Source organism: Pseudoalteromonas sp. PAR1 (assembly GCF_947311895.1).
In the GTDB taxonomy this organism is placed as follows: domain Bacteria; phylum Pseudomonadota; class Gammaproteobacteria; order Enterobacterales; family Alteromonadaceae; genus Pseudoalteromonas; species Pseudoalteromonas lipolytica_C.
On the sequence record NZ_CAMZMY010000037.1, the window covers coordinates 1 to 25,255 of the forward strand.

The 25,255-nt window shown below is 40.8% G+C and carries 27 protein-coding genes; 20 read left to right on the forward strand and 7 right to left on the reverse strand.

From position 1 onward, the window contains the following. Positions 1 to 779: 779 nt before the first annotated feature. The 3 genes from QL229_RS19725 to hslR form a co-directional block, all read right to left on the reverse strand. Positions 780 to 2,318, reverse strand: a complete 1,539-nt coding sequence (locus QL229_RS19725) for a phosphoenolpyruvate carboxykinase (RefSeq protein WP_138558773.1) — start codon at positions 2,316 to 2,318, stop codon at positions 780 to 782. Positions 2,319 to 2,595: 277 nt separating this feature from the next. Further along, a complete protein-coding gene (hslO, locus tag QL229_RS19730) occupies positions 2,596 to 3,441 on the reverse strand; it encodes an Hsp33 family molecular chaperone HslO (RefSeq protein WP_281547326.1) in 846 nt (281 codons plus the stop codon). A gap of 12 nt (positions 3,442 to 3,453) precedes the next feature. After that, a complete protein-coding gene (gene hslR / locus QL229_RS19735) occupies positions 3,454 to 3,873 on the reverse strand; it encodes a ribosome-associated heat shock protein Hsp15 (protein WP_135922845.1) in 420 nt (139 codons plus the stop codon). Positions 3,874 to 4,082: 209 nt separating this feature from the next. Between hslR and gspC the strand changes: the two genes are divergently transcribed. From gspC to QL229_RS19800, 13 genes are all read left to right on the forward strand, one after another. Beyond that, entirely contained in the window at positions 4,083 to 5,024 is a 942-nt protein-coding gene (gspC, locus tag QL229_RS19740) for a type II secretion system protein GspC (RefSeq protein WP_135922844.1), read from the forward strand. Between the two features lie 22 nt (positions 5,025 to 5,046). Beyond that, positions 5,047 to 7,110: a type II secretion system secretin GspD gene (gene gspD / locus QL229_RS19745; protein ID WP_281547327.1), complete on the forward strand. Its 2,064-nt coding sequence runs from the start codon at positions 5,047 to 5,049 to the stop codon at positions 7,108 to 7,110. Beyond that, positions 7,103 to 8,668, forward strand: a complete 1,566-nt coding sequence (gene gspE, locus QL229_RS19750; protein ID WP_235404359.1) for a type II secretion system ATPase GspE — start codon at positions 7,103 to 7,105, stop codon at positions 8,666 to 8,668. The genes gspD and gspE overlap by 8 nt, the downstream gene beginning before the upstream one ends. 2 nt (positions 8,669 to 8,670) lie before the next feature. Next, complete coding sequence (gene gspF, locus QL229_RS19755) at positions 8,671 to 9,906, forward strand: type II secretion system inner membrane protein GspF (RefSeq protein ID WP_253040145.1); 1,236 nt, start codon at positions 8,671 to 8,673, stop codon at positions 9,904 to 9,906. Positions 9,907 to 9,981: 75 nt separating this feature from the next. Beyond that, a complete protein-coding gene (gspG, locus tag QL229_RS19760) occupies positions 9,982 to 10,404 on the forward strand; it encodes a type II secretion system major pseudopilin GspG (RefSeq protein WP_135922840.1) in 423 nt (140 codons plus the stop codon). A 52-nt stretch (positions 10,405 to 10,456) separates the two neighbouring features. Continuing rightward, complete coding sequence (locus QL229_RS19765) at positions 10,457 to 11,056, forward strand: prepilin-type N-terminal cleavage/methylation domain-containing protein (protein WP_135922839.1); 600 nt, start codon at positions 10,457 to 10,459, stop codon at positions 11,054 to 11,056. Then, positions 11,056 to 11,430, forward strand: coding sequence for a type II secretion system minor pseudopilin GspI (gene gspI, locus QL229_RS19770; protein WP_135922838.1), 375 nt, complete (start codon positions 11,056 to 11,058; stop codon positions 11,428 to 11,430). The genes QL229_RS19765 and gspI overlap by 1 nt, the downstream gene beginning before the upstream one ends. After that, on the forward strand, positions 11,430 to 12,068 hold the full coding sequence (gene gspJ / locus QL229_RS19775) for a type II secretion system minor pseudopilin GspJ (RefSeq protein WP_135922837.1): 639 nt from the start codon (positions 11,430 to 11,432) through the stop codon (positions 12,066 to 12,068). The genes gspI and gspJ overlap by 1 nt, the downstream gene beginning before the upstream one ends. Then, positions 12,065 to 13,060 (forward strand): type II secretion system minor pseudopilin GspK, encoded by a 996-nt coding sequence (gene gspK / locus QL229_RS19780; RefSeq protein WP_281547328.1) that lies wholly within the window; start codon positions 12,065 to 12,067, stop codon positions 13,058 to 13,060. Before gspJ ends, gspK begins: the two co-directional genes overlap by 4 nt. Next, on the forward strand, positions 13,057 to 14,268 hold the full coding sequence (gspL, locus tag QL229_RS19785; protein ID WP_281547329.1) for a type II secretion system protein GspL: 1,212 nt from the start codon (positions 13,057 to 13,059) through the stop codon (positions 14,266 to 14,268). The genes gspK and gspL overlap by 4 nt, the downstream gene beginning before the upstream one ends. Beyond that, positions 14,265 to 14,738, forward strand: a complete 474-nt coding sequence (locus QL229_RS19790) for a type II secretion system protein M (protein WP_135922835.1) — start codon at positions 14,265 to 14,267, stop codon at positions 14,736 to 14,738. Before gspL ends, QL229_RS19790 begins: the two co-directional genes overlap by 4 nt. Positions 14,739 to 14,741: 3 nt before the next feature. Beyond that, positions 14,742 to 15,500, forward strand: coding sequence for a type II secretion system protein N (locus QL229_RS19795; RefSeq protein WP_135922834.1), 759 nt, complete (start codon positions 14,742 to 14,744; stop codon positions 15,498 to 15,500). Between the two features lie 19 nt (positions 15,501 to 15,519). Then, entirely contained in the window at positions 15,520 to 16,134 is a 615-nt protein-coding gene (locus QL229_RS19800; protein WP_281547330.1) for a UPF0149 family protein, read from the forward strand. On the opposite strand, the gene QL229_RS19805 is transcribed toward QL229_RS19800, so the two are convergent. Together QL229_RS19805 and QL229_RS19810 are read right to left on the reverse strand one after the other, a co-directional pair. Next, positions 16,131 to 16,334, reverse strand: coding sequence for a hypothetical protein (locus QL229_RS19805; protein ID WP_135922832.1), 204 nt, complete (start codon positions 16,332 to 16,334; stop codon positions 16,131 to 16,133). The two genes, QL229_RS19800 and QL229_RS19805, sit on opposite strands and share 4 nt — an antisense overlap. Next, complete coding sequence (locus QL229_RS19810) at positions 16,334 to 16,693, reverse strand: hypothetical protein (protein ID WP_135922831.1); 360 nt, start codon at positions 16,691 to 16,693, stop codon at positions 16,334 to 16,336. Before QL229_RS19810 ends, QL229_RS19805 begins: the two co-directional genes overlap by 1 nt. Before the next feature lie 267 nt (positions 16,694 to 16,960). Between QL229_RS19810 and ccoG the strand changes: the two genes are divergently transcribed. The 5 genes from ccoG (at position 16,961) to QL229_RS19835 (ending at position 21,255) form a co-directional block, all read left to right on the forward strand. After that, positions 16,961 to 18,391, forward strand: a complete 1,431-nt coding sequence (gene ccoG, locus QL229_RS19815; RefSeq protein WP_138558765.1) for a cytochrome c oxidase accessory protein CcoG — start codon at positions 16,961 to 16,963, stop codon at positions 18,389 to 18,391. A gap of 65 nt (positions 18,392 to 18,456) precedes the next feature. Then, a complete protein-coding gene (locus QL229_RS19820; RefSeq protein ID WP_135922829.1) occupies positions 18,457 to 19,431 on the forward strand; it encodes a serine/threonine protein kinase in 975 nt (324 codons plus the stop codon). 30 nt (positions 19,432 to 19,461) lie between these two features. Then, positions 19,462 to 20,085 (forward strand): thiol:disulfide interchange protein DsbA/DsbL, encoded by a 624-nt coding sequence (locus QL229_RS19825; protein WP_138558764.1) that lies wholly within the window; start codon positions 19,462 to 19,464, stop codon positions 20,083 to 20,085. An 18-nt stretch (positions 20,086 to 20,103) separates the two neighbouring features. Continuing rightward, entirely contained in the window at positions 20,104 to 20,742 is a 639-nt protein-coding gene (locus QL229_RS19830) for a thiol:disulfide interchange protein DsbA/DsbL (RefSeq protein ID WP_281547331.1), read from the forward strand. 57 nt (positions 20,743 to 20,799) lie between these two features. Then, positions 20,800 to 21,255 (forward strand): DUF523 domain-containing protein, encoded by a 456-nt coding sequence (locus tag QL229_RS19835; RefSeq protein WP_281547332.1) that lies wholly within the window; start codon positions 20,800 to 20,802, stop codon positions 21,253 to 21,255. Between the two features lie 2 nt (positions 21,256 to 21,257). Here QL229_RS19835 and trmA read toward each other — a convergent pair whose 3' ends face one another. Further along, positions 21,258 to 22,355, reverse strand: a complete 1,098-nt coding sequence (trmA, locus tag QL229_RS19840; RefSeq protein WP_135922825.1) for a tRNA (uridine(54)-C5)-methyltransferase TrmA — start codon at positions 22,353 to 22,355, stop codon at positions 21,258 to 21,260. 164 nt (positions 22,356 to 22,519) lie between these two features. Between trmA and QL229_RS19845 the strand changes: the two genes are divergently transcribed. Both QL229_RS19845 and murI read left to right on the forward strand, forming a co-directional pair. Further along, on the forward strand, positions 22,520 to 23,638 hold the full coding sequence (locus tag QL229_RS19845; protein ID WP_138558761.1) for a DUF5610 domain-containing protein: 1,119 nt from the start codon (positions 22,520 to 22,522) through the stop codon (positions 23,636 to 23,638). 66 nt (positions 23,639 to 23,704) lie between these two features. Next, positions 23,705 to 24,499: a glutamate racemase gene (murI, locus tag QL229_RS19850; RefSeq protein WP_138558760.1), complete on the forward strand. Its 795-nt coding sequence runs from the start codon at positions 23,705 to 23,707 to the stop codon at positions 24,497 to 24,499. Here murI and QL229_RS19855 read toward each other — a convergent pair. After that, positions 24,462 to 24,941, reverse strand: coding sequence for an RNA-binding protein (locus QL229_RS19855; RefSeq protein WP_253040154.1), 480 nt, complete (start codon positions 24,939 to 24,941; stop codon positions 24,462 to 24,464). The genes murI and QL229_RS19855 overlap by 38 nt on opposite strands. Between the last annotated feature and the right edge of the window lie 314 nt (positions 24,942 to 25,255).

A 25,255-nucleotide genomic window follows, 5' to 3' on the forward strand; every position in this document is an offset into this window, starting at 1 on the left:
CAGTAGTGAAACGAAACAGCGCCGATGATAGTGTGGCATTTGCCATGTGAAAGTAGGACATCGCCAGGCTCCAAATTAAAGAAAGCCCGATTCGAAAGAGTCGGGCTTTTTTGCGTTTAGAGCTGTCAGCTTTCAGCCGTCAGACGTCAGTTGAAATGTGGGGTTGTTTAGTACAGAGACTCCCTCAGCACTCCCTGTTCATTCTCCAGGTAGGTTGGGTAGAGCACAGCGAAACCCAACACGAGTTAGTGAGTTGCAAGTTAGCAAGGGTAAAGTTGAACTGTGTGGTTGTTTAATACAGAGCCTCCCTCAGCAACACCCCCCGTAGGAGGCACTTCAGTGCCGAATTCAGACCATAACAAGCATATTCATGGCAGAAACCATTCCTACGTGATGAGAATGTCAGGTGTCAGAAAATAGATGTTAGTTGATCTACCGGGTTGTTAAGTAACTGAGTCACCCTCAGCAACAAAACGTCGTAGTAGGCACTTCAGTGCCGAATCTAGACCAGAACAAACACATTCATGGCTAAAGCCATTCCTACAAGTACACTTTGCCTAGAGCCTAGAAGCTACAGCCCCCGGCAGATGGAGACGCATTACAAAACACCTCCACCGCGCGGCTGACAGCTGGCGGCTGAAAGCTCTATTGATGTTGGGTTTCGCTACGCTCTACCCAACCTACGACAGACTTCAAACGCTACTCTCGCTAACTCATGATCCAAAAACAAAAAGGCCAGCATATAGCTGGCGTTTTTAAATCTGAAGGTAAGCTTGATATTAAGCTTTTGGACCTGCTGATTTGATTGCTTCTGAAACATCGTATTTAGCGAAGTTTTCAGTGAAGTCTGAAGCTAGTTTGTTTGCGTATTCTGCGTACTTCTCTTTATCTTCCCATGTGTTGATTGGGTTAAGAAGTTGGCTGTCTACACCAGGTACTGCCACTGGCACATCTAGGTTAAGTACGTCGATATGTTGAGTTTCTACGTCAGCTAGTTTACCAGATACAATGGCATCAACTACAGCACGTGTCGTTGGGATATCGAAACGTTGACCAGTACCATAAGGGCCGCCAGTCCAGCCTGTGTTAACTAGGTATACTTTTGCGCCGAATTCACGTACACGCTTCATTAGAAGCTCTGCGTAAACGCCTGCAGGGCGTGGGAAGAACGGAGCACCGAAACATGTTGAGAATGTAGACTCGATGTCGCTAGTTGAACCGATTTCAGTTGAACCAACTTTCGCAGTGTAACCGCTAAGGAAGTGGTACGCTGCAGCTTCTTCAGTTAGTACTGAAACTGGAGGTAACACACCGCTCACGTCACATGTTAAGAATACAACGGCTTTTGGCTCGCCAGCTCGGTTTTCTACTTTACGTTTTTCAACGTGCTCTAGAGGGTAAGCTGCACGGCTGTTCTGTGTAAGGCTGGTATCATGGAAATCTGGTACACGGTTTTCGTCAAGTACCACGTTTTCTAAGATTGTACCGAAGCGAATTGCATTCCAAATAACTGGTTCGTTCTTTTGTGATAGGTCGATACATTTCGCGTAACAACCACCTTCGATATTAAATACGCTACCAGGTGCCCAACCGTGCTCGTCATCACCAATAAGGAAACGAGTAGGATCCGCTGATAATGTTGTTTTACCTGTACCAGATAAACCGAAGAATAAGGCTGTGTCGCCTGCTTCACCTACGTTTGCAGAACAGTGCATTGGTAATACACCTTTTGCAGGAAGTAGGAAGTTTTGAACAGAGAACATTGATTTCTTCATTTCGCCTGCGTAGCGCATACCAGCCAGTAACACTTTACGTTGTGCGAAGTTGATGATTACAGTGCCATCGCTGTTAGTGCCATCGCGCTCTGGGTCACATACAAATGAAGGTACGTTCATGACCTGCCACTCTGGGAAGTCAGCAGTATTGTATGTTTGTGGTTCGATAAACATGTTTTTGGCAAAAATGTGATGCCATGCAGTTTCTGTTGTTACTACAACTGGTAAATAATGCTCAGGATCAGCGCCAACTTCTAGGTGAGAGATGAAGTGGTCGTTGCTTTTCACGTGTTGTTCTACACGTGCCCATAACGCGTCAAACTTGTCTGCATCGAATGGGCGGTTTACGTTGCCCCATTGGATTTCGTTTTCAGTGCTTGGCTCTTGAACAATAAAACGATCTTTTGGAGAGCGGCCAGTGCGTTCACCGGTTTTTGCAACAAAAGCACCATTAGCGGCTAGAGTCCCTTCGCCACGACGAATAGCGTGTTCGACAAGTTCAGCTGCAGTAAGATCAACAAAACTAGTAGCGTTTGCAGTCATGTTTATACCTAAATTGTGAGAGATTGAACGGGATAGCTCTGGGGTTCTTAGTTTTCCCTTTTGCTAAAAGAATAGTAACAGAAGGATTAGGGATATTCGAGTGTCTGAAGGGCTTAAAAAGGCATATATTTGGCAAAAAACATGAATAATTTCAATGATACCGGTGTCATAAAATGTCACTTTTCCATGACACCGGTATCATTAGTTTTTAAACTTTTTTTAATAAAAAAGCCGCACTCAGTGCGGCTTTTAATATAATAATATTATAGTTGCAGTTTTAATTGAAAATAGACTTTATTTCTTGTTCATCGAAAATGTAGTCTTTTAAGCAATAGTGGCAGCTTATTTTCACTTCACCATTTGCTTTTACATCTGCAAGTAATTCGTCTTGGCCTACATTAACGAGTGCAGCAATAGTTTTGTCTCTGCTGCAACCACAACGGAAATTGATTGCTTGTGGCTCGAATAACTGCGGGTTGTCTTCATGATATAGACGAGTCAGTACTGTGTTTGCATCTAAGTGTAATAATTCATCATCTTTGATGGTATTACTGATAGCTTCAAGATGCGTAAAGTCTTCAACTGACTTTTCTTTATTTACAGGCAATACTTGTAAAAATAAGCCAGCAGCTTTTGCTGATTCTGCTGTAACCTCAGTTGCAAACCAAAGGCGTGTTTTTAACTGCTCTGATTGTTCAAAGTAGTTTTCAAGACATTTATCTAAGCTATCGTGCTCTAGTGGCACAATACCTTGGTAACGTTCGCCTTTTGTAGGTGTAATAGTAATAACCATGTAGCCATTACCAATTAGTTCTTTAATAGTGTTGCCTGTTACTTCACCCTGCAGGCGAGCGACACCACGCATATTTTGTTTATCGTCACCATTAATTACAGCGTATTTTACAGGGCCATCACCTTGTAGTTGTACGGCGATTTCACCTTCAAACTTTAATGTGGCTGTTAATAAGCATGTCGCAACGAGCAATTCACCTAACAGTGTTTGCACTGCAACAGGGTAATTATGGTTCGCGATCATTTCTTGATAAGTTTTGTCAATTTGTACGAGTTCACCACGTACATCAAGCTGATCAAATATATAACGATGAAGTAAATCTTGTTGCATGAGTTGCATTACCTAACTTGATTTCAGTTTTAACAGTTCACGTCTTTGCTTTTTATCTGGTTTACGCTCAGGATGTGGAGCAAAGAAGCTGTTGTTCTTACGGGCGATAGCATTTGCTTCGCGTTTCTCAATACTTGCTTGAGTTTCTTGGTATAAGGTTTGTGCAATGGGGGCGCCTTGACGTTTTTCAAGGATCTTTTCTATTATCACAACCTTTTCGTCGACTCCTTGCAGTAGTTTTACGACTGCACCCACTTCGACGATTTTGCTGGGTTTTGTTCGTTGTCCATTATAATGTACTTTGCCACCTTGCACCATGTCTCGTGCGACTGAACGAGTTTTGTAAAAGCGGGCAGCCCATAACCACTTATCAAGGCGCACGCTTAACTCATCTTTAGTATCTTTCGACTGCTGAGTGTTACCTTTTGACACAATTGTGCTCTTTTAAAGCTGCTAATATATAGACAAAATCTACCATGAAACTTAATAACAAAGAAATAGTCATAGCTATTCCTTACCTGCTTTGTTCTGCAAAATAACCTCGTTTACAAAGTTTAATATAGGTGTGCTTGTTGAATGAAAAATGAAAAGGTACTATAGGCCAGCTATCAAGCTGTAAATTAAAAAAAGAAATAGAGTATATGGAACAACACTTACAACAAGTTAGACAGTTTTTAAACGGCTTACCACACGCCAAGCTAAGTGCACTTGTAGTGCTGTTAGTTGTTGTTTATATTGCATTTTTATCTTCAAAGTTGTTTTGGCTAGTTTGGCCGGAGCCTGATACCAAAGCATTGCCAATCAATAGCGCCTATACCACTTCAAAACGAGTTGAAACCGTAAACTCGAGACAAATCATTGAGCAAAATTTATTCGGTAAAGCAGTAGCCGAAAGTAAAAATGATACAAAAAAACAGAATAAAGTTATTAACAATGCCCCTGAAACTCGCCTCAGTATAAATCTGACTGGAATTGTTGCGGTAAGTCAAAATGATCAAGCTGGTCTTGCAATAATTGAATCACAGGGTAAACAAGAAACTTATGTGGTTGATGATGCTGTTCAAGGCACTCGCGCAAAGCTAGCTCAGGTATTACCTGACCGTGTCATTTTAGATGTTAATGGCCGTTTCGAGACTCTAATGCTAGATGGACTCGACTTCACTAAAACAGTATCTATGCCAGTATTGGCAGAGCGTGAAGAGCCAGCTTTAATGGATGGTCCTCAGCTTGATGAAATTGAACAAATTAACGCGACAGAAGACGAAGAGGTAAAAGACGCTCTTATCGAGACCCGCGAAGAAGTATTAGACGATCCAGGGAAATTATTTGACTACATTCGTGTTTCTCAAGCGATGGTAGACGGTGAATTGGTGGGCTACCGCTTGAGCCCAGGAAAAGACCCTGCGCTATTTAAGCAAATGGGATTAATGAATAATGATTTAGCTATTGCAATAAATGGCTATCAATTAAACGATTTAAAACAGGCAATGTCAGCAATTAACGAATTACGAAATAGTACTGACGCCAGCATCACTATCGAACGCGATGGTGAGCAAATTGATGTGCAATTTAGCCTGCAATAACTAGCTTTGGAGTTTTTATAGAATGGTTCACGCGCTACACCTCAGAAAAATTAAGAAAGGGTTAGCAAAATATGCAGCGCTTTTTTTATTAACAGGATTATCGCTTTCAGTTTCTGCTGTTGAATATGCAGCAAACTTTAAGGGAACAGATATTAATGAATTCATTAATATCGTGGGTAAAAACCTAAATAAAACGGTGATTATTGACCCTAGTGTGCGCGGTAAAGTGAATGTGCGCAGCTACGAATTAATGGATGAAAAACTCTATTATCAGTTCTTCTTAAATGTACTCGAAGTATACGGTTATTCAGTGGTAGAAATGGATAACGGTATTATCAAGATTGAGAAAAGCTCAGACGCAAAAAAATCAAACGTCCCTTTGATCACTGAAGATAATCAAGCCAGTGGCGATATGATGGTGACGCGTGTCGTTAGAGTGAAGAATGTTAGTGTACAAGAATTAGGCCCACTCATTCGTCAGTTTAATGACCAAAAAGATGGTGGCCATGTTGCTAACTTTAATGCTGCAAACGTGATGATGTTGACAGGCCATGCTGCATCGGTGAACCGCTTAGTGGAAATTATACGCTCAGTTGACCAAGCGGGTGATAAACGCGTTGATATCGTAAAACTTAAATTTGCTACCGCAGACGATGTAGTGTCTGTTGTTGATAATATTTACAAAGATGGTGGCAAAGGCAGCATTCCAGAGTTTTTGATCCCTAAAGTTGTTGCTGATGGACGTACTAACAGTGTGATTGTCAGTGGTGAAGCACAAGCACGAACTCGTGCTGTTGATCTTATCAGTCGCTTAGATGGAGAGCTTGAAAACCAAGGTAATACCAAGGTTATCTATTTAAACTACGCAAAAGCTGAAGATCTTGTAAAAGTACTACAGGGTGTGAGTAAAACGCTAGCAGAAGATGCGCAAGGTGGTGGAACTAAGACTCGTACGCGCAACCAAAACGAAACAAGTATTGAAGCGCACCCAGATTCTAACTCGCTGGTTATTACTGCCCAGCCAGATACCATGCGCTCACTTGAACAAGTAATAGACCGTCTTGATGTACGCCGAGCGCAGGTACTTGTCGAGGCTATTATCGTTGAAGTGTTAGAAGCTGATGGAATCAATTTAGGCTTGCAGTGGATTTCAGAGCAAGGCGGGATGATGCAGTTCAACAATGGCACAACAGTGCCTGTTGGTTCGTTAGCTGTTGCAGCTGAGCAAGCACGTGATAAAACGGTACAAAAAACGATTACAGGCAGTGAGACTGGTAATACAACGCCATATGAAGAAACTGTAGAAGGTGATTTAGGTCCTTTAGGGCAATTGCTAGGCGGTATTAACGGTCTAGCCATGGGTATTGTTAAAAACGACTGGGGTGCAATTATCCAAGCTGTTTCAACCGATACTAACTCTAATATTCTTGCTACCCCGTCTGTAACGACCATGGATAACGAAGAAGCATCAATGATTGTTGGTCAAGAAGTACCGATTATCACAGGCTCGCAAACAGGCTCAAATAACGCAAATCCATTCCAAACAGTTGAACGTCAAGAAGTGGGTGTAAAACTTAAAGTAACACCGCAAATTAATGATGGCTCAGCAGTTCAATTAACGATTGAGCAAGAAGTTTCAAGCGTAAGTGGTGCTACAGCGGTTGATATTTCAGTTAATAAACGTGCAATTAAAACTACGGTTATGGCTGATGATGGTGGCATGGTTGTACTAGGCGGCTTGATTGATGAAGACGTGCAAGAAAGTGTCTCTAAAGTGCCATTGTTAGGTGATATTCCTGTACTTGGTCATTTATTCCGTTCAACGAGTACAAATAAACGCAAGCGTAACTTGATTGTATTTATTCGTCCTACCATTGTGCGCGATGGCATTAGCATGAATAAATTAAGCCACTCGAAATATAACTTTATTCGTGGTGAACAACACAAACAAAAAGAAGATGGTATTGATTTAATGCCGTTGACGGATGCACCAATCCTTCCTGAATGGAATGACGCTTTGGTATTACCGCCAACTTACGAAGAGTACCTAAAACAACAAAACGCGAATGAGCGCAACGATGACTAATGCAATTACCGAGATTAATGACGAGTTAGTCCATGACACGACAACTACTCATGATGAGCTTTTAACAAGTGATGATCTTGTTAGCTTGCCAACGAAGCGGTTGCCGTTCTCGTATGCACGTCGCACAGGCGTATTGCTAAGTAAAAATCAAGATAACTGGACTGTGTTTTATCGCGGTGAGTTAAACCTAGATGCCCTGCTTGAAGTACGTCGTATTGCCGGTCATGGTTTTTCGTTAGAGCAATTACCAGATGATAAATTTGAGCTATTGCTAGAGGCTTCGTACCAGCGTGATAGTTCTGAAACGCAACAAATGATGGAAGATATTGGTAACGAGGTTGATTTATTCTCGTTGGCCGATGAATTACCGCAAACTGAAGATCTTTTGGCTAGTGATGATGATGCACCAATCATCAAGCTGATCAACGCGATGCTGAGCGAAGCAATTAAAGAAGGTGCCTCGGATATTCATATCGAAACATTCGAGCAAGAACTTGTTATTCGCTTTAGGGTTGATGGCGTTTTAAAAGAAGTATTAAAACCTAATCGTAAACTCGCTTCATTGTTAGTGTCGCGAATTAAGGTTATGGCAAAACTCGATATCGCAGAGAAACGTATCCCGCAGGATGGGCGTATTAGTTTACGTATTGCTGGTCGTGCTGTTGATGTGCGTGTATCAACGATGCCATCAAGCTTTGGTGAGCGTGTCGTGCTGCGTCTACTTGATAAAAATAATGCGCGCTTGAATCTTGAAGATTTAGGGATGACTGAGCGTAACCGTGAATTGTTCGCTGATTTAATCAGTAAGCCGCACGGTATTATCTTAGTAACCGGTCCTACAGGTTCAGGTAAAAGTACCACCTTGTATGCGGGTATGAGCCAAATCAACTCACGCGATCGCAACATTCTTACCGTTGAAGATCCAATCGAGTACGAGATCCCAGGTATTGGTCAAACTCAGGTAAATACTAAAGTAGATATGACCTTTGCACGCGGTTTGCGTGCCATCCTTCGTCAAGACCCTGACGTAGTAATGGTTGGTGAGATCCGTGACCTTGAAACAGCACAAATAGGTGTTCAAGCGTCATTAACTGGTCACTTAGTAATGTCGACTCTGCATACTAATACGGCAGCCGGTGCAATCACACGTATGGAAGACATGGGTGTTGAGCCTTTCTTACTTTCTTCGTCCCTGCTTGGTGTATTGTCGCAACGCCTAGTGCGTACTTTATGTAATACTTGTAAAGAAGGTCACATTGCCGATGAACGTGAGTGTCAGCTACTGGGTGTAAACCCTGCTGAGCCACCAACAATTTATCGAGCTGTAGGGTGTGAAGAGTGTAACTTTAACGGTTATCGCGGTCGTACAGGTATTCATGAATTATTAGTTGTTGATGAAACAATTCGTGAAATGATCCACAGTGGTAAAGGTGAGCAAAGCGTTGAGAAATACATCCGCAAGCATAGCCCAAGTATTCGTCAGGATGGCTGTAGCCGTGTATTAGCTGGCCGTACAACCTTAGAAGAAGTCTTACGTGTAACACGTGAGGAAGGTTAACTATGGCAGCGTTTGAGTACCGAGCCTTAGATGGTAAAGGTAAAGAGAAAAAAGGCATTCTTGAGGCCGATACGGTAAAACAAATTCGCCAAACTTTGCGTGATCAAGGCCTAATGCCTTTAGAGGTTGTTGCTGCGGCAGAAGGCGAAAAACAAGTGAAAGGGGCTAAAAAGTCTCTCTTTAGTGGTTTTTTTAAGCCAAAGATCTCCACCTCAGATTTAGCTTTAATTACCCGTCAGCTTGCCACCTTGATTCAATCGGCTTTACCTGTGGAAGGGGCTGTAATGGCGGTCGCAGAGCAATGTGAGAAGCCACGCTTAAAGCGCATGTTGATGGCCGTACGCTCAAAAGTAGTTGAAGGCTATACGCTTGCCGATGGCATGAGTGAGTTTCCGCATGTGTTTGATGATTTATATCGCGCAATGGTGGCAGCGGGTGAAAAGTCAGGTCACTTAGATCAAGTTCTTAATCGTTTAGCTGATTACACTGAACAACGACAGCATATGCGTAGTCAAATAACACAAGCGATGGTGTATCCGACTATCCTTGTTGTATTTGCAATTGCTATCGTATCTGTGTTGCTCGGTACTGTAGTGCCTAAGATTTTAAAGACATTTGAAAAGTCTAAGCAAGTTTTACCTTGGACTACAGAATGGGTTATGGCGGCCAGTAACTTTGTACAAAATTACTGGTTTATTAGCTTGGTGGTCATAACAGCCCTAGCGGTAGGCATAAAGCAGGCGCTGAAACGACCGCATATTCGCTATTGGTTTGATGAAAAAGTGTTGTATTTACCGGGTATTGGTAAAGTAGCCAGAGGTGTTAATACTGCCCGCTTTGCACGAACATTAAGTATTTTATCATCTAGTTCGGTGCCCTTACTTGAAGGAATGCGTATTTCAGGTGGGGTATTAGTGAACGAAAAAATGAAAAAATCGGTGCAAGATGCAGCAACGCGTGTCAGTGAGGGTGCCAGCCTTCGTGCTGCACTTCAGCAAACGAAGCTGTTTCCACCGATGATGCTACATATGATTGCCAGTGGTGAAAAATCAGGTGAATTGGAACAAATGCTAGAACGCGCGGCAAACAACCAAGATCGCGAGTTTGAAAGCATGGTTAATGTATCGTTAAAGCTCTTAGAGCCAGCGATGATAGCTTCAATGGCTGTTATTGTTTTGTTTATTGTAATGGCGATACTGCAACCAATTATGGCAATGAATAAAGCTGTAGGTCTTTAAATCAGGGAACGGTAGAGTAGCAGTTATTACTGTCGCTCTATAATAATTTATTGAAGTAAGTTAGAGGTATTTTTTGTGAACAAACAGTCAGGTTTCTCATTATTAGAAGTCATGGTGGTACTGGTTATCATCGGTATGATTATGTCAATTGTGGCACCAAATATTATGGGGCAGCAAGAAGAAGCAGCAATCGACAAAGCACATCTAGATATTCAACAAATCGAAGATGCGTTAAGTCTCTATAAGCTTAAGAACAAAACGTATCCTACGACAGAGCAGGGGCTTGAAGCACTTGTTACTAAAACGAGTATTGAGCCTATTCCTAAGCGTTTTCCTGATGGTGGGTTTCTTGAAAAGCTACCAGAGGATCCATGGGGTAATCCATACCAGCTAATCAGCCCAGGAGAAATCGGTAAAGTTGATATTTTCTCGATGGGTCCGGATGGTGAAGCCGGCACTGATGATGATATCGGTAACTGGGATGAAGAAAAGCAATAATGTATATGCTTAGCCATTTGCTCAATGTTATTACTGAACAAGGCTTACTGTTATGGTAAGCCTTGGTCGTTTGCATTTGGCTTCTCGGGCAGGCAGTGCCAAAGGGTTTAGCCTCATCGAAATTTTAATGGTGCTTGTGGTAATTGGCTTTGTTACCAAAATGGTCGCTTATAGTTTCGATGGGGGGGCAGAGGAAGAACTCGAAAAACAAGCGCTCAAAATACATACCGCGATTAATATGGCATCTGAGTTCGCCATCTTGAATCAAGTTGAGCTCGGTTTTCATATTGATAAAGAAACACTTGAATTTTTGGTTTTTGATGGTGAAAAATGGATAACTTTTGACCGTGAAAAACTATTTGCACCAATTAAAGTCGATGAACGGTTTAAGCTAACACTAAATCTTGATGATTTAGCATGGGCTGAACAAAACTTACTTGAGCAGTCTAACTGGCGCGAGTTAATGAGTGGCGGTGATGAAGATAGTTTACTTGAGTTACAAAAGCTGAAAATACCGCAAGTGCTTATACTCTCTTCTGGCGAGGTGAGTGCGTTTCAATTGGTTTATGAGCTTAAAGATGAGCGTGAGCCGCAATACTTTATTGAAGGCGAATTCATGGCCCCTGTTAAGCTTCGTAGGGAGCCAGAATAATGATTAAATCAACAGGTTTCACGTTATTAGAAGTAATGGTTGCACTCGCTATTTGCGCAATGGCGGGCATTGCCGCTATGCAGGCGACTGGTGAGCACATTAATCATCTTTCGTCGATAGAAGAGCAAACATATGCATCATGGGTTGCTGAAAATGTCATGGTTGAGCAACGTGCCAAAGGTGAAAAGTGGGCAGGGAAGAACGGCACAAAAGGGACGCAGACACTCGCAGGTTTTGACTGGTATTGGCGACAAGATGTCGTGCCAACTGCTGACAAAAGTTTTGTTAAAGTGACTATTAATGTATTTGCAGATGAAAAGTTAGAATACCCAGTTTATGAGCTTTCTACTTATTTAAATAAAGGTGATAAGTAGTGAAGCAACGCGGTTTTACTTTGCTTGAAGTGATTATTGCCATGGGCATTTTAGCTTTCGTGGTGCTCTCAACACATCAAATTTTAGACTCGACGACCAAAGCCAAGGATGCCTCAGATGAAACCATTGCTGAACTTAACGGTTTACAAACATTGTTTCGGCTGATGGACCAAGATTTTAGTCAGATGACTAAGCGCCAAGTGCGCAATGAAGCCGGTGATTTTCAAGATACGTACATTTTAGCAGGGCGCTATGTATTAGACAGCCAATACGATGGCATCGGCTTTGTACGAGATGGCTGGGTTAACCCAATAAACTTACTGCCACGCTCTGAATTACAAGCTGTTGGTTATCGCGTTATTGATGATAACTTAGAACGTGTTTACCGCGTTTATGTTGATCAATTAGATAATATTGAACCACGCTCTCAAGTGATTCTAGAAGATATTGAAGAACTTAAGTTTGAGTTTTTAGATGATAAAGATGAGTGGCAAGAGCAATGGCAAATAAAAGCACTTCCTAAAGCGGTTGCCGTCACCATTAAAAAAATTGAGCAAGAGCCAATTCGTCGCGTATTTTTAGTGCCAGGTGAAGGTAAAGTTACGACCTCAACACAAGGAGCGAATAGTCAGCCATGATTAGTTTTAAACGCTCTCAAGGTGCTGCACTCGTGATTGTGTTATTTATTGTAGCGCTTGCTGCTATGTTAGCTGTCGAAATGAGTGCTAATTTAATGGTGCAGGTACAGCGCAGCAGCAATATTCAAAATCATCAGCAAGCAAAGTGGTATGCGTTTGCCGCTGAAGAATTAGCAATTAAAGCGCTAAAACAAGCTAAAGAAGATGATCCAGATAAAACACATTTAGGGCAAGCGTGGGCACAACAAGGAGGGGTTCCTTATCCAGTTGATCATGGCATGTTAACTGGGACAATCACAGATTTACAGGCGTGCCTAAATTTGAATGCATTGCATGCTGAACCTGACCTAGAAAAAGATCCTAATAACAAAACAAATCCAGCACATAAAGCGCTCTTAGCACTATTAGAGAATATAGAGGATTTACCCTCTGATGAGTCAGAAGAAGCCATGGCTGATAGCGTTTATGATTGGCTAGATGCTGATAGCATTACCTATCGCTCAGGTGCCGAAGAAGACGAATACTTATCGCGAGATTATCCTTATATGACAGCTAACAGTTATTTCGCTTCTCCATCTGAACTGCGTTTAATAAAAGGTTTTAACCCACTAGTGATGGAAAAAATACTACCATTTGTGTGTGTGATCCCAGGTAGTGAACTCATGGCTATTAATGTAAATACGCTACCGACAGAAAGTGCGATTATTTTAAGCTCACTCATTGAGGGGCTTAGTCTTTCTGGCGCAGAAACCGTTTTATCATCACGCCCTGAAAAAGGCTTTGATGATTTAGAAGCATTTTTTGAAGAGGTAAATCAACAGGGCGCACAGAATGTGAAAGCAGTTGAAGGCCTGTTCACCATCAACAGTGAATACTTTAAACTACAAACGCAGGCTGAATTTGCAGAGCTGCGTTTTTCGATGACCACCTTACTCCATGCCAATAATGGTAAAGTAACGATACTGGCGCGAAAATTTGGAGGCGTACAGTGACAGAAATATTGTTGATCCGTACGGGTCATACATTAACAGACAGCCTTAACTGGCTTATTTACTCACCAACAGAAGAAGAAATAATTGCTAGTGGCGATATTGCCAACGCGGCACATCTTGGTGAACTAACAGAAAAAGCACAATCACGTGAGGTCGCTGTTCTATTGCCAAGCGACCAAGTGCAATTAAAAACAGTAGCACTGCCAACTAAGTGGAGTCGTAAGCTAGAGCAAGCACTTCCTTACATGCTAGAAGAAGAAATAGCTTGCGATGTCGACGATTTATTTATCGCAATCGCTGAGCCAACAACTATCGAAGAAAAGCATGCAATTAATATTGCGATGACTGACCGAGAGTGGTTTGAGCAATGGTTAGCTCAATTTAGTGAGCACGCTATTGAAGTATTTAAAGTACTTCCTGACGCATTATTGTTGCCACGCGTTGAGGATCATACTCAGCTTCGCGCTGTAGAGTTAAATGGTCAGTGGTTATGTAAGCTTGGTGATTGGCATATAGCAGCTGTAGAAAAGAGTTGGTTGCACGGTTATTTAACCGCTATAGGTAATCCTAGTGTTGCTCATTTTAGCCCGGCAACTGACTTTCCAGACACGGTCACACTGACAGCCAAAACAGAGCAGTATGATTTGCCTTTAGCCTTGTTTGCAAAGCAATTACCTGAAGTAAGTTTTAACTTACGTCAAGGTATTTACCAGCTAAAGAAAAAATCTGCTATTTGGTGGGGCTATTGGAAAAAAGCGGCGATTGCTGCTGGCATCGCTTTAGTGTGTAGTGTAGGTGTTAAGTCTCTCGAACTTTATAAACTTAACAGCCAACTAGAAGCAACCAAAGCAGAAGTCGTCTCAAATTATCAACGTGCTTTTCCCAATAAAAAGGTACGTCCGCAATTAATTCGAAGCCAAATTCGTAACGAGCTGGCACTTATTGAGGGCGGAAACAGTGCAGGTTTCTTAGACTTAACTAATGATCTGGTTGCAATCTTTGCAGAAGTGAAAGATTTTACCCCAGAGACACTCCGTTATGATCATGGCCGCAATGAATTACGTATTCGTGCGCGAGGCAAAGATTTCCAATCATTTGGCAAGGTGAAAGCTATCTTAGAACAACGTGGTTTAACGGTTGATCAAGGTTCCTTGAATAATGATGGCGATTATGTCGTTGGTGAAATTAAGTTGCGAGGTGCTGCATGAAAGACCAATTAATTAATTATTGGCGTTCATTAAAAGAACAAGAGCAGCAACTTGTCATGGTTGCTGGCGTTGTGTTTGTGATTTTTGTGCTGGTAATGGGTGTGTTCAGGCCTCTCAATACAGCAATAGAAAAAGCTGAACAAGACAATATTAAGCAGCAAGAACTACTTGCTTGGGTAGATGACAGTATCGTCAAGCTTAAAGCCAGTGGTAGCGCGCGAGTCACCAATAACCGCAATTTAAGTCAAATTGTCAACAGTACTCGTAACCGTTATCAGATCACGATTAGCAAAATGCAACCAAATGATAATTCATTACGCTTAACAATTGATTCTGTTGAATTTAATAAACTTGTTGAGTGGCTTGATGAGCTGGTCAATTCGCAAGGGGTTCTCATCGAAAATTTAGATTTAAGTAAAGATGACAAGCCGGGCTTTGTGCGTGTAAGTCGTTTGGTACTAGAGAAGTAAGCGATGAAAAAAATTATTTTATTAATCACTGTGTTTGTGATGTGTTTTTTGGTGTTTACGCTTATTAAAACACCCGCCAGTGTTGCACTCGATTTAGCGGCACCTCATTTACCAAAACAATTGCAGTTGGGTAAAGCCAGTGGCTCACTGTGGGACGGCCGTGTAATGCAAGTGCGTTTTGATGGTGAACAATTAAATAATGTTCGTTGGCAATTATCGGGCTGGTCACTATTTACAGGTAAGTTAGTAGGTACTGTTCGCTTTGGAGACCCACGTGATAAGGCTGATATTTCTGGCCGCGCAGACTTTTCATATGGGCTATTTAATCAGTCAGTCACCGTTAAAAATACCACCTTACGTTTAACTGTTGAGCGTGCAATGGAGCGCCTAAAGCTGCCATTACCCATTAATGCTCAAGGACGTGTGATTGTTGACCTAGATGAATACAGTTCTGGTCAGCCTTACTGTGACAGCTTAGCAGGTGAAATTGCCAGTCCTAATATTGATGTGCAAGGGATGAATGGCTGGTTCAGTATTGGTCCGTTAAGTGGTCGCTTAAGTTGTAAATCAGGTGATATTGCAGTACTGGTTGATCCTGATAATCGTTTAGGGCTTGAAGCCGATGCAACATTAAAAGCGAATTTAGATTTTAAAGTTGCAGGTTATATTAAACCAGAGGCAAGCTTACCAAAAGAAGTGCATGATGCTGCAAAGTTTCTTGGACGTGCAGATAATGAAGGTCGATATCCGCTTAACTTTTAAACTGGACTAATAGAACAATATGCAATTACCTGAGTTTTCAAAGCAGCAAAGTGATTTACTGAGTCAATTTTTGGCACAGCAACAAAATGCTCTTTCATTAGCGCAAACCCAAGGCTATTTGTTTGCAGTAATTTGCGCACCAGAGCCGCTTGATGTTCATCAGTGGTTAGAAGAAATTGCGCCAGGCTGTGATGGGCAAATGGATGAGCAAGTATTGTTTGCTTTTATGGCCTTGTATCAAAAAATTAGTGAACAAGTATTTGAAACCGGCTTTTCATTACCTGTGAGCTTGCAATTTAGCTCACAAGGACAGGACTATTTAGATATTCAAGAATGCCAGCATTGGAGCCAAGGCTTCATAAACGGAGCACAAGGCTACCTGAATAAGCTATTGGGAGCGCCGCACTTAGCCGATGAGCTCAAAGAAGCATTAACAACCGCCTTACAGAGCTTAGGTTTTTTTATCATTGAAAGTACTGAAATCGCCGCTATTGCAACCGAAAATGGTTTATCTGAAGGACAGCTTTGCCAGCAGCAATATGAAGTAATGAATGAGTTTGCCACTGGTTTTGCTGAACTAATAGAGGTGGCTGCGGTAAATAGTCAGCTTTATAATGATGAGGGCTGGAATTAACCCAGCTCTAATAGAATATCTGTGCAACCTTTTGCACAGCGCACAACGCCTTTACCTGGTTGATCTGTTTTTAAATCTAAGGTGAGGGCACCTTTACAAGTTTCACAGTACAAGGTTTGTCCTTTGCTCAGCTTTTTTAGCATATTGCGTTGCTTTGCAAATGAGTCACTCGTTCTTTTATTAAGCGCTGAAAAATCCACTACTTGTTTAACCTTTCTTCCAATGCATTTGCGACAATACTACATACGCGGTTTAGGCGCTCGCCGTAAAAGTATAAATTAATATCTTTTTCTCGGCAGTAATGCAAATGGAATACTTGCAGCTTTTCATCGGTTGTAAATGTGTCTTCAACATACTCTAGCTCAGAGTTTGATAAATTAAGTTGGGTCTTAATATTACTTTTAGCTAGATTAGCCGCTGGGCTTCGATTTACTTTACTAGCATCAGAAAGCAAGCTTATGCCATCGCCTAATAAGCGCTCTCTAGGCTCTTTGATCAAAGGGTGGTCAATCGTGAACAATGCTAAAACAATAAGCACTAAAATAAGAAATTTTTTCATAACACAATCATCTTTGATCTAAGTAAAGGAGGTTTAGTGACAAGTTTAATAAAATGGTTGTTTTAAAAGCAAGCAGATAAGATTAAATAGTTAAAAATAATAGGTGAGATCAAAACCTGAAATTTTTTATAGATTGAGTATAATAGCAACGATAGGTTAGAAGTTTCAGAAATCTTTGAATGTAATGAGATGTATTCTGATTTGCTTAGTTGATTTTGCAAGCCTATAAATGAAAAACATATTTCCTAGTGGCGTTGAGGAATTTTGATGGATAAACAAATTAAAGTTAAAAATATCCCAACGGAAGTAAAAATCCAAAAACCGGAAAATGCTTCCCTTGATGATAGGTTTAATCCACGTAACCGAATTTATGTAAGAGCTGTAACAGGTTTACATCAATTACTAAGGCAGCGAATTGGCTTTGTAGGCATGCTTGCGTTTATGCTTCTTCCTTGGATTAATTTTCACGGCCAACAAGCTGTATTGTTTGATTTAGTAGGTCAGAAATTTAATATTTTTGGGTTGACGCTTTGGCCGCAAGATTTGACTATCCTTGCTTTCATTTTAATGCTGGCAGCGTTTGCATTATTCTTAGTGACTACTTTTTATGGACGTGTCTGGTGTGGTTATACCTGTCCACAAACTGTTTGGACTTTTATTTTTATTTGGTTTGAAGAAAAGTTTGAAGGTAGTGCCAACCAACGTAAAAAGCTTGATCAGCGTCCTATGGACTTTGATAAATTTTGGCGTAAAACTGCGAAGCACACCAGCTGGTGGTTATTTTCACTTTATACCGCCTTTACCTTTGTCGGTTACTTCACACCTATTCGCCAGCTACTACCTGATCTGTTTACGCTTGATGCAACAGCGTATTCGTATATTTGTTTAGCGGTATTTGCGGTATGTACTTATGGTAACGCGGGTTGGATGCGTGAAATTATGTGTTTACATATTTGTCCTTATTCACGCTTTCAATCAGCGATGTTCGATAAAGATACCTTCACGGTAAGTTATGATGAAGCGCGCGGTGAAAGCCGTGGCCCACGTTCACGTAAACAAGATCCAAAAGAGCTTGGCTTAGGTGATTGTATTGACTGTAACTTGTGTGTGCAGGTGTGCCCAACCGGTATCGATATTCGTAATGGTTTACAATATGAGTGCATTAACTGTGGTGCGTGTATAGATGCATGTGATGGAGTAATGGATAAAATGAATTATCCACGCGGGCTTATTTCGTACACTACAGAGCGCAATTTAGAAACGCCAGATAATAAAACTCATGCGTTGCGTCCTAAATTAATTGGTTATCTCGTTATTTTAGTAATCTTAACCGGTGCTTTGATCACTAATATTGCGATGCGAAAACCAATGGATTTTGACATTATTCGCGACCGTAATCAGTTATACCGAGTTGACTTTAACGGCTTGGTCGAAAACACCTACACACTAAAAGTGATCAATAAAGCTCAGTACGACCAGACGTTTAATATTAGTGTTGAAGGGTTAGATAACTTTGAATACATAGGTAAGCAAAGTTTTACCGTTTCATCTGGCGAATCGTATAACGTACCTTTGTCACTGGTTGTTGATCCCTATGATTTGAAGAAACCGATGACTAAGTTCGAATTTATACTTTCTGTTGATGGTCAGCCAGATGTGCAGATTTCGCAGTCGAGTAACTTCTTTAAAGGACAATAATTCAGTACACTGAGCAGATGAATAAAAAGCGGGGTTTTCCCGCTTTTTTTATATGATGAGACATTATGAGTAAATTTAGTTTTGTTGACCTGACGCCTGATTCAATTTTAGATGCAGTCGAGAGTATAGGTATTTATGCTGAATCAGGTTTATTGGCTTTAAATAGCTACGAAAATCGTGTTTATCAATTTAAAGCAGAAGATGGTCATCGTTATGTCGTTAAGTTCTACCGACCTGAGCGTTGGAGTAAAGAGCAAATTTTAGAAGAGCATGCATTTGCCTTTGAGTTGGCCGATGCAGAGGTGCCTGTTGTTGCACCTGTGCTAAAAGATGGGCAAAGCTTATTTGAACATAATGGTTATTTATTTGCTTTGTTTCCAAGTGTTGGTGGTCGAATTTTTGAAGTTGATAATTTAGATCAACTCGATGTGCTTGGCCGTTTAATCGGACGAATGCACCAAGTAGCAAAAGCCGCTCCTTTTAAACATCGTCCGGTGATCAGTTGCGAAGAATACCTACAGACAGCTAAAGTTCAGTTACAAGCAAGTAACTTGGTGCCCATGTCACTTGAAAACCCTTTTTATACTATTTTAGATTTAGTTATCAAAGAAACCACTGAGCAGTATAAAAATGTTGAAACTATCCGCCTGCACGGCGACTGTCATGCTGGAAATATATTGTGGTCGGGTGATGCATTGATGTTTGTTGATTTAGATGACAGTCGTCAAGGTCCTGCAATTCAAGACTTATGGATGATGCTCAGTGGCGATCGTAACAATCAACTGTTACAGTTAGACACCTTAGTGGCTGCTTATGAAGAATTTTGTGACTTTGATCACAGCCAATTAAAGTTAATTGAGCCACTCAGAGCGATGCGCATGGTTCATTATATGGGCTGGCTTGCAAAAAGATGGGATGATCCGGCATTTCCTCGGAACTTTTCTTGGTTTGCTGAAGACAAATACTGGGAACAGCAAATATTAGCCCTAAAAGAACAACTTGCAGCGTTACAAGAAGCGCCGTTAAAATTATTACCATAAATTTTAAATTTAATTAGAGACGAGAAAACAATGTTTAAAAAATTAAAGTTAAGTCTACTTATTTTATGTTTACCATTCGCAGCATTAGCAGCGAATTTTGAAGCGGGAAATCAATACGAAGTATTAAACGTTGAAAAAAGTAAAGCGCCGCAAGTTACAGAGTTTTTCTCATTCTATTGTCCACATTGTTTTCAATTTGAGCCAGTTGCAAAAGCGCTTGCGTCTAAATTGCCAGAAGGCACAGAGTTTGTAAAAAGCCATGTTAACTTTTTAGGTGGTGTTTCAAAGCAAACACAAAGTAACCTAAGTTATGCTTACCTAATTGCTAAACAGCATGGTAAAGGTGAACAAGTTGCTGACCAAATTTTTAATAGCATCCACAAGCAACGTGTACTGCTTCAAGACCTAAAAGATGTTAAAGCATTACTGGCCACTAACGGTATTACAAGTGACGTGTTTGATACTGATATTGCGAGTATGCCAGTGATCAGCGCAGAGAAGGCAATGCGTGACAAGCAACAGCAGTACTCAGAGATGGGCGCATTAACAGGTGTACCTACTTTTATCGTTAATGATAAATATAAAATTAATTTAAATACCATCAAGAGCCAACAGATGCTTGATGAGTTAGTCGCATTTTTATTAAAACAATAATGTTGGAGTGATGAAGTAATGATCAAGTTAGTAAAGGCTGCATTTATGGCTATGACGCTAGGTTTAGCGGCTAATGCAACGGCAGCGCAATACGAAGAAGGGAAGCATTATGAAACAATTGATGCACGCGCTTCTAAAAAGCCAGAAGTAAAAGAGTTCTTTTCATTTTATTGCCCCGCGTGTAATAACTTTGAACCGGTTGTAAAAGAACTAAAGCCGTTATTAGATAAAAAAATCACTTTTAAGAAAAGTTCAGTGAATTTTGTTGGTCCTCGTGACCCAGAAATTCAAACTATCTTAGCGCAATCTATGTCTGCTGCTGCCGTCCTTCCACAAAAAGAGGCGATTATAGCTGCTATCTTTAACCATATTCATACCAAGCGTGCACGCATTAATGAATTAGCTGATATGAAAGACATCTTCGTTTCACAAGGTGTAACAGCAGAAGACTTTGATAAGTACTACAACAGTTTTTCTGTACGCACGATGGCGTCTAAAATGGCACGTGATCAAGAGTACTATCAACAAAAAGGTGCTTTAAAAGGTGTTCCAACCTTTATCGTTAATGGTAAATATCGTTTAATTTTAGGTGCAGACTCAGGTATTAGCGATGCTAAAAGCATGGCTGGTTTAATTAATTACCTAGCAGATAAGTAAGCTTAGCTTAATTAAAATAAAAGCTCCGTTCGCGGAGCTTTTTTGTTGGTACAGCACATGCAAAAATTATTAGTTTCAAGTTGTTTATTAGGAAACCCTGTTCGTTATGATGGGCAATCGCAAAATTTACTTCATCCAGGCTTAGAAACACTCAAACAGCAGGGAAGGCTCATCGCATTCTGTCCTGAAGTAGCTGGTGGGCTGCCCACGCCAAGACCGCCTGCAGAAATAAAAGCAGGAAGAGTACTTACCAAAGATTCGCAGGATGTAACTGTACAATTTGCTTACGGCGCAGAACAAGCACTTAAGCTTTGTCAAAAGCAGGGCATTCGTTATGCGTTATTAAAAGAATCAAGTCCTTCATGCGGTCGCAATACTATTTACGATGGTAGTCATTCTGGAAAGAAAATTTCAGGGATGGGATTAACTGCAAAGCTGTTAACCGACAATAATATAGCAGTCTACAGCGAGCAGCAGTTGCCAGCGCTATTTGCTGCGCTGGCAGAGAAATGATTTTATTTGCGTTGCAAAAACACACCTGATTCGATGTGGTGGGTATAAGGGAATTGATCGAAGATCGCAAAACGTTTTACTTCATGGGTTTTACATAGGTGATCAAGGTCACGCTCAAGGGTGTCTGGATTACACGAGATATAAATAATATTGTCGTAGTTAGCAACTAAGTCACACGTTAGCGTGTCCATGCCTGCGCGTGGTGGATCTACTAAGATTGTTTGGCAGTTATAGCTTGTCAGGTCAATGCCATCTAAACGAGAGAAAGTACGCTCGCCTTTCATCGCTTGAGTAAACTCTTCACTCGACATACGAATGATATCTAAGTTCTCAACTTTATTCTGCGCGATATTGTATTGCGCTGAGTAAACCGATGATTTTGAAATCTCTGTGGCTAATACACGGTCGAATGAACCCGCAAGGGCAATTGAGAAATTACCATTCCCGCAGTATAGCTCTAGTAAGTCATTGCTAAGTGGCTGGCATAGTGCTTGTGCCCACTCTAGCATCTTGATATTCACTTTCGCATTCGGTTGCGTAAAGCTATTTTCGACTTGTTGATAAATTAATTCTTTACCGTTTACATTAAGACGCTCAATGACGTAATCGTTACCAATCACTTCTTTTTGCTTACGCGCACGGCCAATAAAATCAATTTTAAACTGTGCGCTTAATTTTGTTTTCAGCTCTTTAATTGCTTGTAACCACTGCTCATCTAATTGTTTGTGATATAACAAGCTAACGAGGATTTCACCACTTAGGCTAGAAAGGTAATCAATTTGAAATAACTTACGGCGCAGAATTTCGCTGCCCTTTAAGTTTTCGATCATGGCTTGCATCACTTCACCGACTAAAGGTGCTGCAGGGTCAAACTCATCAACACGAATTTTCTCTTTGGTTTGCTGATCAAACATGATGTGAAATAAGTCTTCACCCTCATGCCATACACGAAACTCTGCACGTTGGCGGTAATGAATAGGATCAGAGCCAAACACCTCTAATTTTTCAACTCCAAAACGTCGAAACTGGTTAGTGATGCGCTGCTCTTTCTCACTCAATTGTGCATCGTATTGAGTTGTATCAATTTTTATAACCGCCATGGCTGATTACCTTTTATCTCTTAGCTTTATAACGGCGCTATTGTAGGGAGCGCTGAGGATTTGTCTAGTTTTGTTATTTATTTTGGTGTCGTTTTTTTATACAAAAAACTTAAGTTATGTGGTTTTTGGCCGATAATGAGATAACCATAACATGGAGTCGGATCATGAAAATTGGCAATCTAGGCTATATACCTAATACAAATGTGAATAAATACAATGGCAAACAGGCACTGCAGCAGCCTGCCATTCAAAATCGTCAAGACAGTTATCAGCAACGCGGGCGAGAGCTGGCAGCAAAAGTTCTTGATGATAAACTAGCTGCAGCTCTTGGCTTACCTAAAGCTGAAGAGAAAAAAGATAAACCGCTATTTGATTTTGAAGAGATCGTTAAAAACGTACTCGACTTTGTTGGCGGCGCACTTCGCAAAGCAAAAGCCGATGGTGCTGATGATGAAAAACTCAAAGGCATGCTAGGTGATGCACGCAAAGGTGTGCAAATGGGTATCGACGATGCGTATGATGAGCTCAAAGAGTCAGGCATTCTTAATGATGATATAAAAGAAGGCATCGAAAAATCTAAAGAAGGCATCTATAAAGGTATAGATGAGCTAGAAGATGATTTATTCAACCCTAAACCTAACGCAGTTTCAGTAAGCCAAGCCCAATACCTTAGTTTAAGTAATAACGCAGAATACACTTTTACAACGGCTGAAGGTGATGAAGTAAGTATTAGCTTTGCAGATGCCTATGAAAGTAAATCGGCAAGTAGCTATAGTAAAAATGGCGATAACGAAGCGTTTGTTAGTGAATCTTCGCAATCACGCGACTTGTCATTTTCGATGACAGTCAATGGTGATTTAAATGAGCAAGAGCAACAAGCTATCAATGAATTGATGGAAGACTTGCAAAGTGTCAGTGAGACATTCTTCTCTGGTTCATTAGAAGAAGCCTTTGAACAAGCGAAAGAGTTGAACTTAGGTAATGAACAACTCGTTGGCTTTACGATGGATCTGAAACAAACCAAAACAGTGGCTGCGATAAAAGGCTATGAAGAATATAAACCAGCTCCTGAAAAAGAAGTCGCCGAGAAAATAGCGCCGTTTAATGACGACCTAAAACAGGCATTTAATAAAGCCGGCGACATAGGTTTGCAAAATGAACTAGCTGGTATCTTACAATGGTTGAATCAAGACAAAGAGGAAGTCAGTAAGTTAGTTGATTATACCAAATCAATGTTCGAGCAAATGAACAAGTTGCGTTCAGCTTCTGAGCAAGACTCATAACCGCAACTTTCTTTTTCTAAAACTGCATGGCAAACTGCTGGCCTTTGATGATCCGAGGTAAGCAGTTTGTCAGTCCATATTATGGTGTTTGATTCAGGTATAGGTGGAACCACTGTACTTGAACAGATCCAAGCATTGATCCCAAATGCTGATTATAGCTATTTCATGGATAATGCATTATTACCTTATGGTTCTCAAAGCCAACAAACCATTATTGACCGCTTACTTGCTTTACTTTGCTTTATAGAAAGTAGAGCGCTGCAGGTAGATATACTAGTAATAGCCTGTAACACCGCTTCAACATCAGCCTTAGAGGCAATTCGACCTTATACCAATATAGAAGTTGTTGGTGTAGTGCCAGCGATCAAGCCTGCGTGCGCTATAAGTAAAAGTAAACATATCGGGTTATTGGCAACACCATCAACAACCAAGAGCCGCTATACTGCAAACTTAATTAGTACTCATAGCCAAGGCACTCGAGTCAGCTTATATGGTTCAACGACGCTGGTGGAAATTGCAGAAGCACTATTTCATACGCAGATACTTAATGAAGCAAAGCTTGCAAAAGTATTGAGTGATTTAGCGATAGCAGAAGAGATAGATGTGTTGGTACTTGGCTGTACGCACTTTCCATTACTTGCCAGCGCGATTAGTAATTACTACAAACAACGGATTATACTTATTGATTCAGGCAAAGCGATTGCTAAGCGGGTTGAGAGTTTAATCTCTTTACGTGGCCTTACCTTTACAACAGGTAAAAAAAAGCCGCTGCACTATTATGCAACGGCTCCTATTTGTCATTCGCAATTAAGTGTAGAACTCATTACGCTGACTGATCAGATCCCTCGCGGAAACCATTAGCCTCGTTCTCTTGTTTTTGTTTTGCTTCACGTACTTTTAAAGTACGTTGCTGGAACTCACTATCATTTAATTGATTAATTGCATTATCTGCATCCACTTCAGCCATTTCAACAAAACCAAAGCCACGGCGTTTACCTGTATTTTTATCTTTTAATAAACGTACGTTGAACACTTTGCCTTGTTCTTCAAATAAAGCACGAACAACACCTTCATTTGCACGATAAGGTAGGTTGCCAACATAAAGTGTTTTTGTTTTTACTTCGGCCTCCTCACTTGACGTTGATGAAAGAGCTGCGATAACTAAAGCACCAATTAATAAGCCTGCACCAAATAGCAATGCTGGGTCTAACGCTAAGCTCGCAAATACAAACTTAACAACAACAAACCCTAATACAGCAAGAATAACGGAGAAAAGAAAAGATTTTTGATCGGGTAATTTCATTTTGATCTACCAATAAACAAGAAATAAACATTAATTTAACATTGTGAACTTGCTATCTTAACGAGTTAAATGAACATAGCAATGAAATTTGCATTAAATTATGAATATTGGCTTAAAAAACAGCCATAATCGCAACCTGTTTTGCTATTTTCGGTAAATTTAGTTCGCTTTTTGAGCGAACAGTAAAAAGATCAAAAAAAAGTGTTGATCTGTTTTTAGATCTCCCTATAATGCGACCCCACTGACACGGCGGACAGCAACGAAAGGCGCTGAACAACGTAGCAGAGAGTTAAGTGAAACTTCGGTTTCAAATT